The following is a 13,500-nucleotide window of genomic DNA, read 5'->3' as shown; positions in this document are numbered from 1 at the left end:
GGCGCGCTCGGCATCCGATGCGGCGTCGAGGAAGTCTGCCGCGAACGCCGGCTCGAGCACGTCAGCACCCGACACCCACAGCGCATCCGTCGACCACAGGGCATCCGCCAGACGCTTGAGCACGCGACGCTGCTCTTTGTACACGCTCTTGCGGGTGTCGATCGTGACGATCGCCTGTCCCATGATGCCCTTCAACACCGCGATCTCAGCTTCGATCACACGCGGGACGACGACGTGCGCGTTGTAGCGCGCCAGTGATGGGCCGCTGTACGCCTCACGCGTGGCCCCGACCGCCGCACGAGCGAACCGGCCGATCAGGTCACTCGTCAGGTTCTTCAGTCGCGCCAAGTCACGTCGTGACCGATCGAACGAGCTCAACCACATCGGCTGCCGCGTCAGACGGTAGAGGGCGTCGGCGAGCTCTTCCCTCGTGAAGTCGTAGCCGACCCACTGCTGCACACGTCCTAGCAGCGCCTCGTGCTCGGTCGGGCTCGACAGCTGTGCGACGTCGAGATAGTCGTTGACGATCGCATCTTCGAAGTCATGCACCGAGTAGCCGATGTCGTCGGAAAGATCCATGATCTCGGCTTCGATGCATCGCAGGCGCCCCGGCGCACCGTCGCGCATCCACCGGAAGACCGCTTCGTCCTCGGGATACACACCGAACTTCAGCCGCCCACCGGGATCGGGAATCGGGCTGTCGACCGTCCACGGGTACTTGCACGTGGCATCCAGGCTCGCGCGCGTGAGGTTGAGTCCGACAGAGTGACCTGCCTCGTCGATGACCTTCGCTTCGAGCCGGGTCAGGATGCGCAGCGACTGCGCGTTTCCCTCAAAACCACCGATGCTCTCGGCCCACTCATTGAGCGCCCGCTCGCCGTTGTGCCCGAACGGGGGATGGCCGAGATCATGGCTCAGGCATGCCGTGTCGACGACATCGGCCGAGACGCCGAGCGTGACGGCGAGTTCACGGCCCACCTGCGCGACCTCAAGCGAGTGCGTCAGGCGGTTGCGCGCGAAATCCGCGGTGCTGGCGGGGCTCAGCACCTGGGTCTTGGCTGCCAGACGCCGAAGCGCAGCCGAGTGCAGCACCCGGGCCCGGTCACGGGAGAAATCGTCACGCTCTGAGCGGTGTGTCTCCGCGAAGAACCGCTCGGCATCGCGGAGATCATAACCACTAGCCACCATTGTTCTCGATCTCCGCTCCACGCAGCATCTCACCGGCATCGGAGGCGAGCTCGCGCGACTCGAGCCATCGCTCGGGAAGAGCGGGCCGCTTGGGGCGACCGGCGCGGCCACGCTGACCCTCCGCGTCCGCACCAGGATACGGTGAATCGAAGTCGAGCTGCCCGAGCAACTCGTCGATGTGTGCCAGGCTCTGCGCCGTGGCGAGCCCGGTGCGCACATCGCCGCCGACCGGATACCCCTTGAAGTACCAGGCGACATGTTTGCGGATGTCACGGCAGCCGTGATCTTCATCCCCGAGGAACTCTACAAGCAGCTCCGCGTGGCGACGGAAGGCGTTGGCGACGAACCCGAGTGTCGCATCGACCGGAGTGTGCTCGTGCCCGAATGCCGCAGCGAGCTCTCCGAACAGCCACGGCCGGCCCAGGCATCCGCGCCCGACGACCACGCCGTCACAGTCGGTTCGCGCCATCATCTGGACGGCATCTGCGGCCGACCAGATGTCACCGTTGCCGAGCACCGGAACGCTCGTGACGGCCTGCTTGAGCTCGCCGATCGCGTTCCAGTCGGCGTGCCCCGAGTAGAACTCGCTCGCTGTGCGCGCGTGCAGGGCGATCGCGGCTGCGCCGGCGTCTTCTGCAGCGCGGCCGGCGTCGAGGAACGTGAGGTGATCGGCATCGATGCCCTTGCGCATCTTCACTGTCAGCGGCAACGACCCTGCCGCCTTGACTGCCTGCTCGACGATGTCAGCGAATAGCGAGGTCTTCCATGGCAGCGCGGCTCCGCCCCCCTTGCGGGTGACCTTCGGCACGGGGCATCCGAAATTCAAGTCGATGTGGTCGGCGTGATCTTCTGCGACGATGATGCGCACAGCCTCGGCGATCGTTTTCGGATCGACGCCGTAGAGCTGAATCGATCGCGGCGTCTCGCTCTCGTGATGGCGGATCAACCGCATCGTCGTGTCGTTGCGCTCGACGAGTGCACGCGACGTGATCATCTCGCTGACGTAGAGGCCGGCGCCGTACTCTCGGCACAGGCGCCGGAAGGCGGTGTTGGTGATACCGGCCATGGGCGCCAGAACCACCGGCACGTCGAGATCGATCGGGCCGATGTGCAGGGGTCGGGCGAGTGCTGTCGCGGTGCTCATATCCCCTCTATTCTCCCATCTTCGCGGGCCCGGGCGGGCGGCGCGCGACGTAGGCTGTGGATATGACCGATTCCGCACTCCGCCAGATCCCGTTCACGGATGCTCAGGGCACGGAGAAGACCCTCGACGATATCGGCGCCGACGTCATGCTCGTTGTCAACGTCGCGTCCAGATGCGGCAACACCCCGCAGTACACGCAGCTGGAAGAGCTGCAGCGCCTCTACGGTGATCGCGGGTTCAGCGTCGTCGGGTTCCCCTGCAACCAGTTCATGGGCCAGGAGCCCGGCTCGATCGACGACATCTTGACGTTCTGCTCGACCACGTACGGCGTGACCTTTCCCATAGTCGACAAGATCAAGGTCAACGGTCGAAACGGCGCCGAGCTGTACAGGGCGCTCAAGACCACGCCCGATGCGAACGGCAAGGCCGGCCGCGTCGAGTGGAATTTCGAGAAGTTCCTCGTGCTCCCGGACGGCGAGGTCAAACGGTTCCGCCCGGAGCAGCAGCCCGACTCCCCGGAGATCATCGAGGCGATCGAGGCCGCGCTCGTCCGCTAAGCGGTCGCGCTCGCAGGCGAGGCATCCGGCTGGTCTCGCTTCGCCCACAGGTCGCGCAGCACGTTCTCGAACGCCGACGGAGGCTGGGCGCCGGAGATGCCGTACTGGCCGTCGATGACGAAGAACGGCACGCCCTGAATGCCGTAGGCACGAGCCTGCTCCTGATCCTGGCGCACGGCGGGCAGGTGCTCTGAGCTCTCCAGCGCGGCACGGGTGCTTTCGGCATCCAGTCCCACCTCTACGGCGAGCTCGACCAGGTCATCCACCCGGCCGACGTGCTTTCCCTCGATGAAGTAGGCAGACATCAGCCGCTCTTCCATGGCGTGCTGGACGCCATTCGCTTTCGCGAGGTGAAGCAACTCGTGAGCCTTTACCGTGTTGGTGTGCTTGAGCAGATCGAACCGGTACTCGAGACCGGCGTTCTTGGCGACGTTCGTCACGTTATCGAGCATCTGCGTGACCTGCTCACGCGGCATTCCCTTGTGCCCCGCGAGGAAGTCGATCTCATCACCGTCGAAGTCGACCGGAGTGTCCGGCGAGAGCTCGAACGAGTGGAAGGTGACCGTGACCTGAGGTGCGTCGTCATCGCCGGCGACGGCTTCGAGGCCCTTCTCAAGATTGCGCTTGCCGATGTAGCACCACGGGCAAGCGATGTCGGACCAGATGTCGATAGCGATAGGTGTGCTCACGTGAGGTGCAACGCGTGTGGGCCGCCGCATATTCCGTTGGTAGCATTCTCGGATGCTTTCTGCCGATGCCCCGCTGCCGTCGCTCCCCGAGAGGGTGCTGGTCGCCGGCGTCACCGGGGCCGGCAAAACGACGCTCGCCCGACGCATCGCCGCACAGTGGCACCTCGTGCACCACGAGCTCGACGCGCTGCATCACGGACCGAGCTGGACCCCGCGCCCGTCCTTTCTCGACGACGTGCGCGCCTTCGCCGCGACCGACCGCTGGGTCACCGAGTGGCAGTACACCAGCAAGGGCACCGACGAGATCTTGCCTCCGCGGGCCGACCTGCTGGTGTGGCTCGACTACCCGTATCCGCTGGTGCGGCGCCGCCTCATTCGCCGCACGCTCTCGAGGCGCCTGCTTCGAACCCGGCTGTGGAACGGCAATGTCGAACCATCTCTGTGGAGCCGCGATGCCTGGAGCGGAGAGAACGACATCCTGCGCTGGCAGGCCAGCACGCGCCGCAAGTGGAATGAGCGGATGCCGGCGATCGAAGAGACCTTTCCGCAGCTGACGATCGTGCGGCTGCGGCATCCGCGAGAGACCGAGCGCTGGTTGCGCAACCGTGCTATCGGCTGCTGAACCGACCGCCCTGGAACAGATGCATGCCCGATGCACAGTTGCAGGTCGAAACTACGGCGTGTCGCCCTGCGGGCGTACTTTCGACCTGCAAGTGTGTCGATGTCTGTGGTCGCCTCATCCCGAGGGAGCATCGACCGCGCCGCCGAAGCGGCGGTCGCGCGACAGGTAGATCTCGATCGCCCGCCAAAGCTCTGTGCGCGAGAAGTCGGGCCAGAGAGTGTCGAGGAACACCATCTCGGCATACGCCGACTGCCACAGCAGGAAGTTCGACGTGCGCTGCTCTCCCGACGACCGCAGGAACAGATCGACATCAGGCATGTCCGGCACGTAGAGGCTCCGGCGAATCATCTTCTCGGTGATGGCCCTGGGTTTGATCCTTCCTGCGGCAGCGTCGGCAGCCAGTGACCGCATCGCATCGACGAGCTCAACGCGTCCGCCGTAGTTCACGCACATCGTCAATGTCAGCACGTCGTTGCCCGCCGTGAGCTTCTCGGCATACTGCAGCTCCTTGATGACCGATCCCCAGAGCCGCGGTTTTCGTCCGGCCCAGCGAACGCGCACGCCCCATTCGTTGAGCTGATCGCGGCGGCGGTGCAGAACGTCACGGTTGTAGCCCATGAGGAAACGTACTTCGTCAGGCGAGCGCGCCCAGTTCTCGGTGGAGAACGCATAGACCGAGAGATGCTTGACTCCGGCCTGGATGGCGCCCGCCACGACGTCGAGCAACACCTCTTCCCCGGCCTTGTGTCCCTCGATACGGCTGAGACCGCGCTTGTTCGCCCACCGGCCGTTGCCATCCATGACGATGGCGACATGCTCGGGAACCGCGCGAAACGTCGGCGCCTGTTGCCCTGTCCAATCCAACGGACGATAGGCGACGGCGTCTTTGTGGGTGTACGGCTTCGGCGTCAACGGATCTCCTCCCGATCCTGCTCGGTGATGTGCGCGAGAGAGCGGATGCCGCGCTCGAGGTGAAACTGCGCATAGGCCGAGACGAGGCCGCTGCCCGCAGCTGTATCGGCCGGCGATGCGGCATCCACGGCATCCCACTCACCGCGAATCAGCGCGCGCAGAAGCTCCAACGTGGATTCTGCGACCCGAGCGCTCCCGGCGGGCGCGCAATCTGCGCACACCAGCCCGCCCATCTGTCCGACGAAGTGTGCGTGCGGTCCCGGCGCGCCGCAGCGGGCGCAATCGCCGAGCGCGGGCGCCCACCCCGACAGCGCCATGACACGCAGAAGGTAAGAATCGAGGATGCTGCGCGGCGCGTGCTCGCCGCGAGAGAGGGCGCGCAGTCCCCCGACGAGCAGAAGGTACTGCTCGGGCGTCGCCTCGGCATCGCTGAGCCGATCTGCTGTTTCGACCATCGCGTTGGCCGAGGTGAAGCGGTCGTAGTGCGCGGCGATGTCGGAGCCGTACGAGCCCAGCGTCTCGGCCTGCTGCACGATGTCGAGCGAGCGGCCCTGGTACAGCTGCACATCGGCGACCATGAACGGCTCCAGCCGCGAGCCGAACTTCGACGAAGTGCGGCGCACGCCCTTGGCGACCGCACGTATCTTGCCGTTGCGGCGCGAGAGCATGGTGACGATGCGATCTGCCTCACCGAGTTTATGGGTGCGCAGGATCACCGCTTCGTCTCGATAGGTGGGCACTGTTCGATTATCCTCTGCGCGCGTCACAATAGACGGGTGACCGAACCGCTTTTCATCATTCCATTCTGGGCTGATCTTCTCGGCGTCGGCCTGGGCGGCATCCAGGGCGCCATGTTCGCCTCAGGTTTTCAGGGGCAGCGACGCCTTGATCTTCTCGGCGTCGCTATCATCGGCATCCTGATCGGGATGGGTGGCGGACTCATTCGTGACCTGTTGCTGGGACAGCCACCGGCGACGTTGCAGAACAACTGGTATCTCATCACCGCCGCCGGTGCTGCCATCATCGGCATGTTGCTGGCCGGTCTTCTGAACCGGGCAAATGCGATCATCGTGGTTCTCGATGCCGTGGTCATTGGAATGTTCGGCGCTTTTGGCACCAGCAAGGCACTCGGATTGGGTGTTCCCGAAGTGCCTGCAGTTTTCATCGGAGTGTGCGCCGCGGTGGGCGGCAGCATCCTGCGCGATGTGATCATGGGGCTGCCGGTGGCGATCATGCATGTCGGATCGCTCTATGCGATCGCCGCCGCGTTCGGCTGCACGGTGATCGTCGTCGTGCATGCCTTCGGCGTGGGGCTGCTCGTCGCAGGTGTGATCGGACTGATCTCGACCGCTGTCATCCGCGTGCTCGCGGTGATCTTCGATCTTTCACTGCCCGAACAGCGCCGTCTCTACCGCCGTAAGGTGGCGGCAGAGACGGCCTCGATTCCGACCGCAAAACCGTGAGGGCCTGAAACCGTGCGGGAGTGAAAACCGTGCGGCGGGTCAGACGGCGGCGAGCTCAAACTGGCGCGCGCGGATCGACCGATTCACTCCCGACACGATCGCCTTGAGGCTTGCCGTCGAGATGTCGCCGTCGATGCCGATGCCCCACAGCCGCTGGTCACCGATCTGAAGTTCGACGTACGCGGCGGCCTGCGCATCGCCGCCAGAGCTGAGAGCGTGCTCGACATAGTCGTAAACGGTGATATCGAAGCCCTGCTCACGCAGCACCTCGACGAATGCGGCGACAGGTCCGTTGCCCTGACCTGAGACGGCGAACTCCCGCTCGTCGTCACGCAGCACCACGTCGAGGACGACCTCGCCAGACATGTCGCTGCGCGTCTGCGTGGCTAGCAGCTCGTACCGTCCCCATTTCGCGTCGGCGTCGTCTGCGGGCAGGTACTCGTCGTTGAAGATCGACCAGATCTGCTCGCTGGTGACTTCGCCGCCCTCAGCATCCGTCTTGCCCTGCACAACACCCGAGAACTCGATCTGGAGCTTCCGCGGCAGATCGATGGCGTGATCCGTCTTCAGCAGGTAGGCAACCCCGCCCTTGCCCGACTGCGAGTTGACGCGGATGACGGCTTCGTACGAGCGACCCAGGTCCTTCGGGTCGATCGGCAGATACGGCACCGCCCACTCGATCTCGTCGACTGTCTTGCCCTCTGCCTCAGCCCGGGCATCCATCGCCTCGAAGCCCTTCTTGATGGCGTCCTGATGCGATCCGCTGAACGCGGTGAAGACCAGGTCTCCCGCCCACGGGCTGCGCTCGGGCACCGGCAGCTGATTGCAATACTCGACGGTGCGCTTGACCTGGTCGATGTCGCTGAAGTCGATCTGCGGGTCAATGCCCTGCGTGAACATGTTGATGCCCAGCGCGACGAGATCCACGTTCCCGGTGCGCTCTCCGTTGCCGAACAGGCACCCCTCGATCCGGTCGGCGCCGGCCATGTACCCGAGCTCTGCCGCCGCCACCGCGGTGCCGCGGTCGTTGTGGGGGTGCAGCGACAGAATGATGTTCTCGCGGTGCGCCAGGTGGCGGCTCATCCACTCGATCGAGTCGGCGTAGATGTTCGGCGAGGCCATCTCGACGGTCGCGGGCAGGTTGATGATCACCTTGCGCTCGGGTGTGGGCTCGAAGATCTCGATCACCTGGTTGCAGATGTCGACGGCGAACTCCAGCTCGGTGCCCGTGTACGACTCGGGCGAGTACTCATAGAAGACATGGGTCTCGGGAATGCGCTTCTCGAACTCGCGGCACAGCCGTGCCCCTTCCAGGGCAAGATCGATGATGCCCTGTTTATCGGTGCGGAAGACGACCTCGCGCTGCAGCACGCTCGTGGAGTTGTACAGGTGCACGATGGCCTGCTTGGCCCCGGCGATCGACTCGTAGGTGCGCTCGATGAGATGCTCGCGCGCCTGCGTCAGCACCTGGATGGTGACGTCGTCAGGGATGAGGTCTTCTTCGATGAGCTGGCGCACGAAGTCGAAGTCGGTCTGGCTGGCCGAGGGGAACCCGACCTCGATCTCTTTGTAGCCCATGCTCACGAGCAGTTCGAACATGACCCGTTTGCGCTCGGGCGACATCGGATCGATCAGTGCTTGGTTGCCGTCGCGCAAATCGACGGCGCACCAGCGAGGTGCTTCGGTGATGCGCTTGGTCGGCCAGGTGCGGTCAGGCAGGTCAACGGTGATCTGCTCGTGAAACGGTCGGTACTTGTGGATCGGCATCGCGGACGGGCGCTGGGAGTTATGCATCTTGGGGCTTCTTCTCTTCGTCAGATGTGGCGGGCCAACACAAGCGCCGCGACGAGCAAGGCCCTAGCTTCAGGACTCGTCGCGGCAACTAAGAAGAAGCTGTCCGCCGAAAGGCATAGCTTCAGAGTACACCCCTGCAGAAGGGCTACGCGACCTCACGGGATGAGGGCGAATTTGCCACCCGGGTGTCCTTGCGAGAGCAACGCGACAGCCGCGGGGGCTTCAGCCAATGCAAACATGCGAGCAACAGGCACGTCGAGCACGCCGCGGTCTGCGAGCTCGATGAGCTCTCCACGGATGCTGTCGCGGAAGCGCGCGCTGTCAGGGAGCGCCCCCGCGATCCATCGGATGCCATCGCGCTCTGCTCGTCCCGACGCCGCGATCGTCACGATGCGCGAGCGGTCGTTCACCAACTCCAGTGACGCGTCCACGGCTTCGTCTGTGCCGACCGCATCCAGCGCCGCCAGGATCGGCGCACCCGCCACCTCCCGCACGCGATCAGTCAGCCCGGGGCCATAGACCACCGGGGTGGCGCCGAACCGCCGCACCTCGTCGAATCGCGCCTCGCTCGCTGTGCCGATCACACGGATGCCGCGATGCGCGGCCTGCTGCAGCACGCTCACCCCCACCGCACCCGACGCGCCGTGCAGGAGGATCGTCTGCCCGGCCTGCGCTTCGGTCACCGCCAGCATCTCCGCAGCGGTCGTTCCGGCGAGAAGCAGGTTTGCGGCAGCCGCATGCGTCAGCGTCGGAGGTTTGGCGAACGCCTTCTCCGCCGCAATGGTGACATCGGTCGCATAGCCACCGCGAATACGGAAAGCGACGATCTCATCGCCGATCTGCGCTCTGCCTGACCCGATAACCGTGTCTGGCCCGATCGCCGTGATCTCGCCCGAGATCTCATAGCCGATCGCCACGGGGTACTCCACTGCGACCCGCGCCGTCGCGACATGTTTGTAGTCGGCCGGATTCATTCCCGCCGCGTGCACGCGAACAGTGATTTCGCCAGCGCCGGGCGCGGGCACGTCATGGTCGACGAACTCCCATGTGTCAGCCGGGCCGGGCCGAGTCGCGATCCAGTGCTGCGCCATCAGAACCCGAGCTTTCCCAGCTGCTTCGCGTCACGTTGCCATTCCTTGGCGACTTTGACATGCAGCCCGAGGTAGACCCGACTGCCCAGCAGCTCTTCGATACCGGCGCGCGCACGCTTGCCGACGTCGGCGAGTCGGGAGCCTTTGTGGCCGATGATGATCGCCTTCTGGCTGTCGCGTTCGACGACGATCTGAGCGTGCACGTCGGTGAGGTCGCTGTCTTCGCGGGCGGCGATATCGTCGATCACGATGGCGATGGAGTGTGGCAGCTCGTCGCGGACGCCTTCCAACGCAGCCTCGCGAATCAGCTCTGCCACGCGGTCTTCGACCGACTCATCCGTGGCGATGCCCTCGGGGTAGAGCGCTGGCCCCTCCGGCATCAGCGCGAGCACTTCATCTGTGAGCACGTCCAGCTGCTCGCGGGTGAGCGCAGAAAGGGGAATGACAGCCGCCCAGTCCTCGCGCAGCGCGTCGACCTCGATCAGGCGCTCGGTTATCCGGTCGCGATCAGCGACATCGGTCTTGGTGACGATCGCGACCTTCTTCGCGCGCGGATACCCGTCGAGCGACGCTGCGATCCGGCGATCGCCCGGGCCGACCTTCTCGGTCGCAGGCACGCAGAAGCCGATCACGTCGACGTCGCCGAGCACCTGCTCGACCAGGTCGTTGAGACGCTCGCCGAGCAGCGTGCGCGGCTTGTGCAGCCCTGGGGTGTCGACGATCACGAGCTGTCCTGTCGGCCGGTTCAGAATGCCGCGGATGGCGCGCCTGGTCGTCTGCGGCTTCGCGCTCGTGATGGCGATCTTCTCGCCCACCAGCGCATTCGTGAGCGTAGATTTTCCGACGTTCGGCCTGCCGACGAAGGTCACGAATCCGCTGCGTGTGGTCTCACTCATCATCCGTCTCCTCTGCGTCGCTGGTGGCGCGCTCCACGAACACGGTCGCAATGCCTCGTCCCCGACCGCGCGATGCGCCACCGGTGAGGATCAGTCCGTCGATCTCCGCTGTGACGCCGGTCTGCGGCACCTGATCGACGGCCTTGCCCAGCAGGCCACCGATCGAGTCAACATCCTCGTCTTCGAGCTCGATGCCGAAGAGATCGCCGACGTCGTCGAGCGAGAGACGGGCGCTCACGCGATACCGGCCATCGCCGAGATCGACGACCTCGGCGGCCGCGTGATCGTATTCGTCGGCGATCTCGCCCACGAGCTCTTCGATCAGATCCTCCAGGGTCACCAGACCCGAGATTCCGCCGTGCTCGTCGATCACCAGGCACACGTGGACCGCATCGCGTTTCATCTGCTGCAGCAGCGTCTCGGCCCGCATCGATTCCGGGACGAACGTCGCCGGACGCGCGATGGGGCGGATGGGCGCCTGGCGCCAGGCGGAATCGTCGCGATAGGCGAACTGCACGAGGTCTTTGAGGTAGAGCACGCCGACGACGTCGTCCGCTTCGTCTTCGACCACGGGGATCCGCGAGACACCACGGCGGAGAAACAGTGTCATCGCCTCATCGGTCGTCGCCGTGGCATCCACCGTCACCATCTCCGTTCGCGGAACCATCACGGCCCGCACGAACTGATCGGTGAAGTCGAAGACCGAGTGAATGAGATCGCGATCGTCCTCTTCGATCAGATCGTTCGACGCCGCCTCGTCGACCATGCTGAGCAGCTGATCCTCCGAGGTGAACGAGCTGCGGCCGGTACCCGGCGTGACACGGTTGCCGATCAGCACCAGACCCTGCGCAAGAGGTCCGAGAATCAGACGAAGACCGCGAACGATCGAAGCGGTGCCGCGGATCATGCCTTCGGAGTGCTGCCGCCCCACCGAGCGCGGGCTCGCCCCGACCAGCACGAATGTGATGCCGGTCATGAGGATCGCGGCCGCGAGCGTCGCCCACCAGAGATTGTCAAACATGATCGTGAACGCGACGGTGACCAGCACTGCGGCGGTGACCTCCACGAGCACGCGGATGAAGGCGATCGCGTTGACGTGCGCGTCAAGGTCGGCGCCGATGCGCTCGAGCGCTGTCATCCGCCGCCCCTCGGCGGCCATATCGGCCAGGTCCGCACGGGAGGTCACGCCGTAGGCGGCGTCGATGGCGGCCGTCAGACCGCCGAATGCCACCAGTAGCACAGCGGCGAGCAGAAGAAGGATCTCGGTCATCAGCGGCCGTCAGCGTGCGCGAAGCCGCGAATCAGCTCCTTCTGCAGGCCGAACATCTCACGCTCCTCTTCGGGCTCGGCGTGGTCGAATCCGAGCAGATGCAGCAGACCGTGCGTCGTCAGCAGGATGAGCTCGTCCATCAGCGTGTGCCCGGCGGTCTGCGCCTGGGCCTCAGCGACCTGCGGACACAGCACGATGTCGCCGAGCAGCCCGGCCGGCGTGGGGCGGTCTTCGGTACCGGGGCGCAGCTCGTCCATCGGAAAGCTGAGCACATCGGTCGGTCCCGGCTCGTCCATCCACTGCACGTGGAGCGCCTCCATGGCACCCTCGTCGACGAGGACGATGGCGATCTCGGCATCGGGGCTGACGTGCAGCTGCGCGAGATTGAAATCGGTGAGCCGCTGCAACACCGCCTCGTCGATGTCGATGGCGGATTCGTTGTTGATCTCGATCATGATGCGTGTCCTCGTCTGGGCGAACGATCTCGCGGCCCCGGTCGCATTCCGCTGCGACGCTCGGCGCGATTCGCTGGCTCATGCGCCTGCCGAAGTGCGGCGGCCTGCTCCCGCTCGTGCCGGGCGGCCGTGCGCTGCTCGTCATACTCGCTGTAGGCGTCGACGATGCGCCCGACGAGCGAGTGGCGCACGACATCGTCGCTCGTGAGGCGCGCGAAGTGGATGTCGTCGATCTCGTTCAGCACGCGCGTGACGAGCCGCAGCCCCGACGCGCCCTGCGGCAGATCGAGCTGGGTGATATCACCGGTGACGACCATCTTGGTGCCGAAGCCGAGCCGCGTGAGGAACATCTTCATCTGCTCGGGAGTGGTGTTCTGGGCTTCGTCCAGCACGACGAAGGAATCGTTCAACGTGCGGCCGCGCATGTACGCCAAGGGAGCCACTTCGATCGTCCCTGCGGCCATCAGACGCGGGACGATCTCGGGGTCCATCATCTCGTTGAGAGCGTCATAGAGCGGACGCAGATACGGATCGATCTTGTCGTTCAGTGTGCCGGGCAGAAACCCCAGCCGCTCCCCCGCCTCCACGGCCGGACGCGTGAGGATGATACGGGTGACCTCCTTGCGCTGCAGCGCCTGTACGGCCTTCGCCATGGCGAGGTAGGTCTTTCCGGTGCCAGCCGGACCGATGCCGAACACGATGGTGTTCTGCTCGATCGCGTCGACGTACTCTTTCTGCCCCAGCGTCTTCGGCCGAATGACTCGACCACGCGTCGACAGGATCGCCTCGCTGAGCACCTCGCTCGGCCGCGGCCCGTCGGTCTGCTCGAGAATACGCGCCGAGCTCTCGACGTCGCCGGGTGCGAGGTCGTGGCCCGCCTTGGTCATCGTGATCAGCTCCTCCACGAGTGCCTTCGCGCCGCTGACGTCGATGGCGGGGCCGCTCAGCGTGATCTCATTGCCACGCGCGAGCACCTCGACGCCAGGATGCTGCTGCTCGAGCATCTTGAGCAGACGGTCCTGCGGACCGAGCAGTCGCACCATTGCGACGCCGTCGACAAGGATTCGTTCGGTGATGGACGGTGTGCGCGAATCGTCAGAAGCCAACGAGTTCGTTCTCCTTGAAGTTGCCGAGCACGTGGGCGTGCACGTGGAACACGGATTGGGCGGCGCTTGGGCCGTTGTTGAAGATCAGCCGATATTCGCCATTGGCGTGCTCATCGGCGATCTGTTTGGCGACCGCGACCATCTCGGCCAGAAGCGCCGGGTTGCCCGCTGCGAGCTCGGTGACGTCGCGGTACTGCTCGGTCTTGGGGATGACCAGCATGTGCAGCGGCGCCTGCGGGTTGATGTCGCGAATGGCGAATACCGTGCCGGTGTCGACCACGATCTCGCCGGGAATCTCGCCGGTCAGGATGCG

15 protein-coding genes are annotated in these 13,500 nt (G+C 65.2%); 3 read left to right on the top strand and 12 right to left on the bottom strand.

Features of this window, described 5'->3' with window-relative positions; translation table 11 throughout:
• Window positions 1-1,188 (bottom strand): deoxyguanosinetriphosphate triphosphohydrolase (locus Q1J95_RS09590; protein ID WP_300267289.1); only part of this gene is annotated, 1,188 nt, incomplete at its 3' end.
• The gene (gene dusB / locus Q1J95_RS09585; protein ID WP_300267288.1) at window positions 1,178-2,332 is read right to left on the bottom strand and encodes a tRNA dihydrouridine synthase DusB; all 1,155 of its coding nucleotides are present in this window, start codon (window positions 2,330-2,332) and stop codon (window positions 1,178-1,180) included. The genes dusB and Q1J95_RS09590, both read right to left, overlap by 11 nt.
• Before the next feature lie 62 nt (window positions 2,333-2,394).
• Here dusB and Q1J95_RS09580 point away from each other — a divergent pair, with 62 nt between their 5' ends.
• On the top strand, window positions 2,395-2,889 hold the full coding sequence (locus tag Q1J95_RS09580) for a glutathione peroxidase (RefSeq protein ID WP_300267287.1): 495 nt from the start codon (window positions 2,395-2,397) through the stop codon (window positions 2,887-2,889).
• Here Q1J95_RS09580 and Q1J95_RS09575 read toward each other — a convergent pair.
• A complete protein-coding gene (locus Q1J95_RS09575) occupies window positions 2,886-3,578 on the bottom strand; it encodes a DsbA family oxidoreductase (RefSeq protein WP_300267286.1) in 693 nt (230 codons plus the stop codon). The genes Q1J95_RS09580 and Q1J95_RS09575 overlap by 4 nt on opposite strands.
• A gap of 52 nt (window positions 3,579-3,630) precedes the next feature.
• Between Q1J95_RS09575 and Q1J95_RS09570 the strand changes: the two genes are divergently transcribed.
• Window positions 3,631-4,200, top strand: a complete 570-nt coding sequence (locus Q1J95_RS09570) for an AAA family ATPase (protein WP_300267285.1) — start codon at window positions 3,631-3,633, stop codon at window positions 4,198-4,200.
• Window positions 4,201-4,314: 114 nt separating this feature from the next.
• Here Q1J95_RS09570 and Q1J95_RS09565 read toward each other — a convergent pair whose 3' ends face one another.
• Window positions 4,315-5,112: an isoprenyl transferase gene (locus Q1J95_RS09565; protein ID WP_300267284.1), complete on the bottom strand. Its 798-nt coding sequence runs from the start codon at window positions 5,110-5,112 to the stop codon at window positions 4,315-4,317.
• The gene (recO, locus tag Q1J95_RS09560) at window positions 5,109-5,852 is read right to left on the bottom strand and encodes a DNA repair protein RecO (RefSeq protein ID WP_300267283.1); all 744 of its coding nucleotides are present in this window, start codon (window positions 5,850-5,852) and stop codon (window positions 5,109-5,111) included. The genes Q1J95_RS09565 and recO overlap by 4 nt, the downstream gene beginning before the upstream one ends.
• Window positions 5,853-5,888: 36 nt before the next feature.
• On the opposite strand from recO, the gene Q1J95_RS09555 reads away from it, so the two are divergent.
• Entirely contained in the window at window positions 5,889-6,575 is a 687-nt protein-coding gene (locus Q1J95_RS09555) for a TRIC cation channel family protein (RefSeq protein ID WP_300267292.1), read from the top strand.
• A gap of 39 nt (window positions 6,576-6,614) precedes the next feature.
• Here the strand turns inward: Q1J95_RS09555 and leuA are convergent, their stop codons facing one another.
• The 7 genes from leuA to Q1J95_RS09520 form a co-directional block, all read right to left on the bottom strand.
• Entirely contained in the window at window positions 6,615-8,369 is a 1,755-nt protein-coding gene (gene leuA / locus Q1J95_RS09550; protein ID WP_300267282.1) for a 2-isopropylmalate synthase, read from the bottom strand.
• A gap of 155 nt (window positions 8,370-8,524) precedes the next feature.
• Window positions 8,525-9,460, bottom strand: coding sequence for a zinc-binding dehydrogenase (locus Q1J95_RS09545; protein WP_300267281.1), 936 nt, complete (start codon window positions 9,458-9,460; stop codon window positions 8,525-8,527).
• The gene (gene era, locus Q1J95_RS09540) at window positions 9,460-10,356 is read right to left on the bottom strand and encodes a GTPase Era (RefSeq protein WP_300267280.1); all 897 of its coding nucleotides are present in this window, start codon (window positions 10,354-10,356) and stop codon (window positions 9,460-9,462) included. The genes Q1J95_RS09545 and era overlap by 1 nt, the downstream gene beginning before the upstream one ends.
• The gene (locus Q1J95_RS09535; RefSeq protein WP_300267279.1) at window positions 10,349-11,626 is read right to left on the bottom strand and encodes a hemolysin family protein; all 1,278 of its coding nucleotides are present in this window, start codon (window positions 11,624-11,626) and stop codon (window positions 10,349-10,351) included. The genes era and Q1J95_RS09535 overlap by 8 nt, the downstream gene beginning before the upstream one ends.
• Window positions 11,626-12,084: an rRNA maturation RNase YbeY gene (gene ybeY / locus Q1J95_RS09530; protein ID WP_300267291.1), complete on the bottom strand. Its 459-nt coding sequence runs from the start codon at window positions 12,082-12,084 to the stop codon at window positions 11,626-11,628. Before ybeY ends, Q1J95_RS09535 begins: the two co-directional genes overlap by 1 nt.
• Window positions 12,078-13,124, bottom strand: coding sequence for a PhoH family protein (locus Q1J95_RS09525; protein WP_300267290.1), 1,047 nt, complete (start codon window positions 13,122-13,124; stop codon window positions 12,078-12,080). The genes ybeY and Q1J95_RS09525 overlap by 7 nt, the downstream gene beginning before the upstream one ends.
• A gap of 52 nt (window positions 13,125-13,176) precedes the next feature.
• A partial coding sequence (locus Q1J95_RS09520; protein WP_300267278.1) for an HIT domain-containing protein occupies window positions 13,177-13,500 on the bottom strand: 324 nt, incomplete at its 5' end.

The sequence above is a fragment of the Microbacterium sp. genome (assembly GCF_029263575.1).
In the GTDB taxonomy this organism is placed as follows: domain Bacteria; phylum Actinomycetota; class Actinomycetes; order Actinomycetales; family Microbacteriaceae; genus Microbacterium.
The sequence above is the reverse complement of the archived record's forward strand: the minus strand, read 5'-3'. Positions and strand labels throughout refer to the sequence as shown.

Bases quoted from the DNA above. Each gene is read 5' to 3' on its own strand.
- dusB (WP_300267288.1), bottom strand. From the start codon at position 2,332: ATGAGCACCGCGACAGCACTCGCCCGACCCCTGCACATCGGCCCGATC.
- Q1J95_RS09580 (WP_300267287.1), top strand. From the start codon at position 2,395: ATGACCGATTCCGCACTCCGCCAGATCCCGTTCACGGATGCTCAGGGC.
- Q1J95_RS09570 (WP_300267285.1), top strand. From the start codon at position 3,631: ATGCTTTCTGCCGATGCCCCGCTGCCGTCGCTCCCCGAGAGGGTGCTG.
- leuA (WP_300267282.1), bottom strand. From the start codon at position 8,369: ATGCATAACTCCCAGCGCCCGTCCGCGATGCCGATCCACAAGTACCGA.
- Q1J95_RS09545 (WP_300267281.1), bottom strand. From the start codon at position 9,460: ATGGCGCAGCACTGGATCGCGACTCGGCCCGGCCCGGCTGACACATGG.
- era (WP_300267280.1), bottom strand. From the start codon at position 10,356: ATGAGTGAGACCACACGCAGCGGATTCGTGACCTTCGTCGGCAGGCCG.
- Q1J95_RS09535 (WP_300267279.1), bottom strand. From the start codon at position 11,626: ATGACCGAGATCCTTCTTCTGCTCGCCGCTGTGCTACTGGTGGCATTC.
- Q1J95_RS09525 (WP_300267290.1), bottom strand. From the start codon at position 13,124: ATGGTGCGACTGCTCGGTCCGCAGGACCGTCTGCTCAAGATGCTCGAG.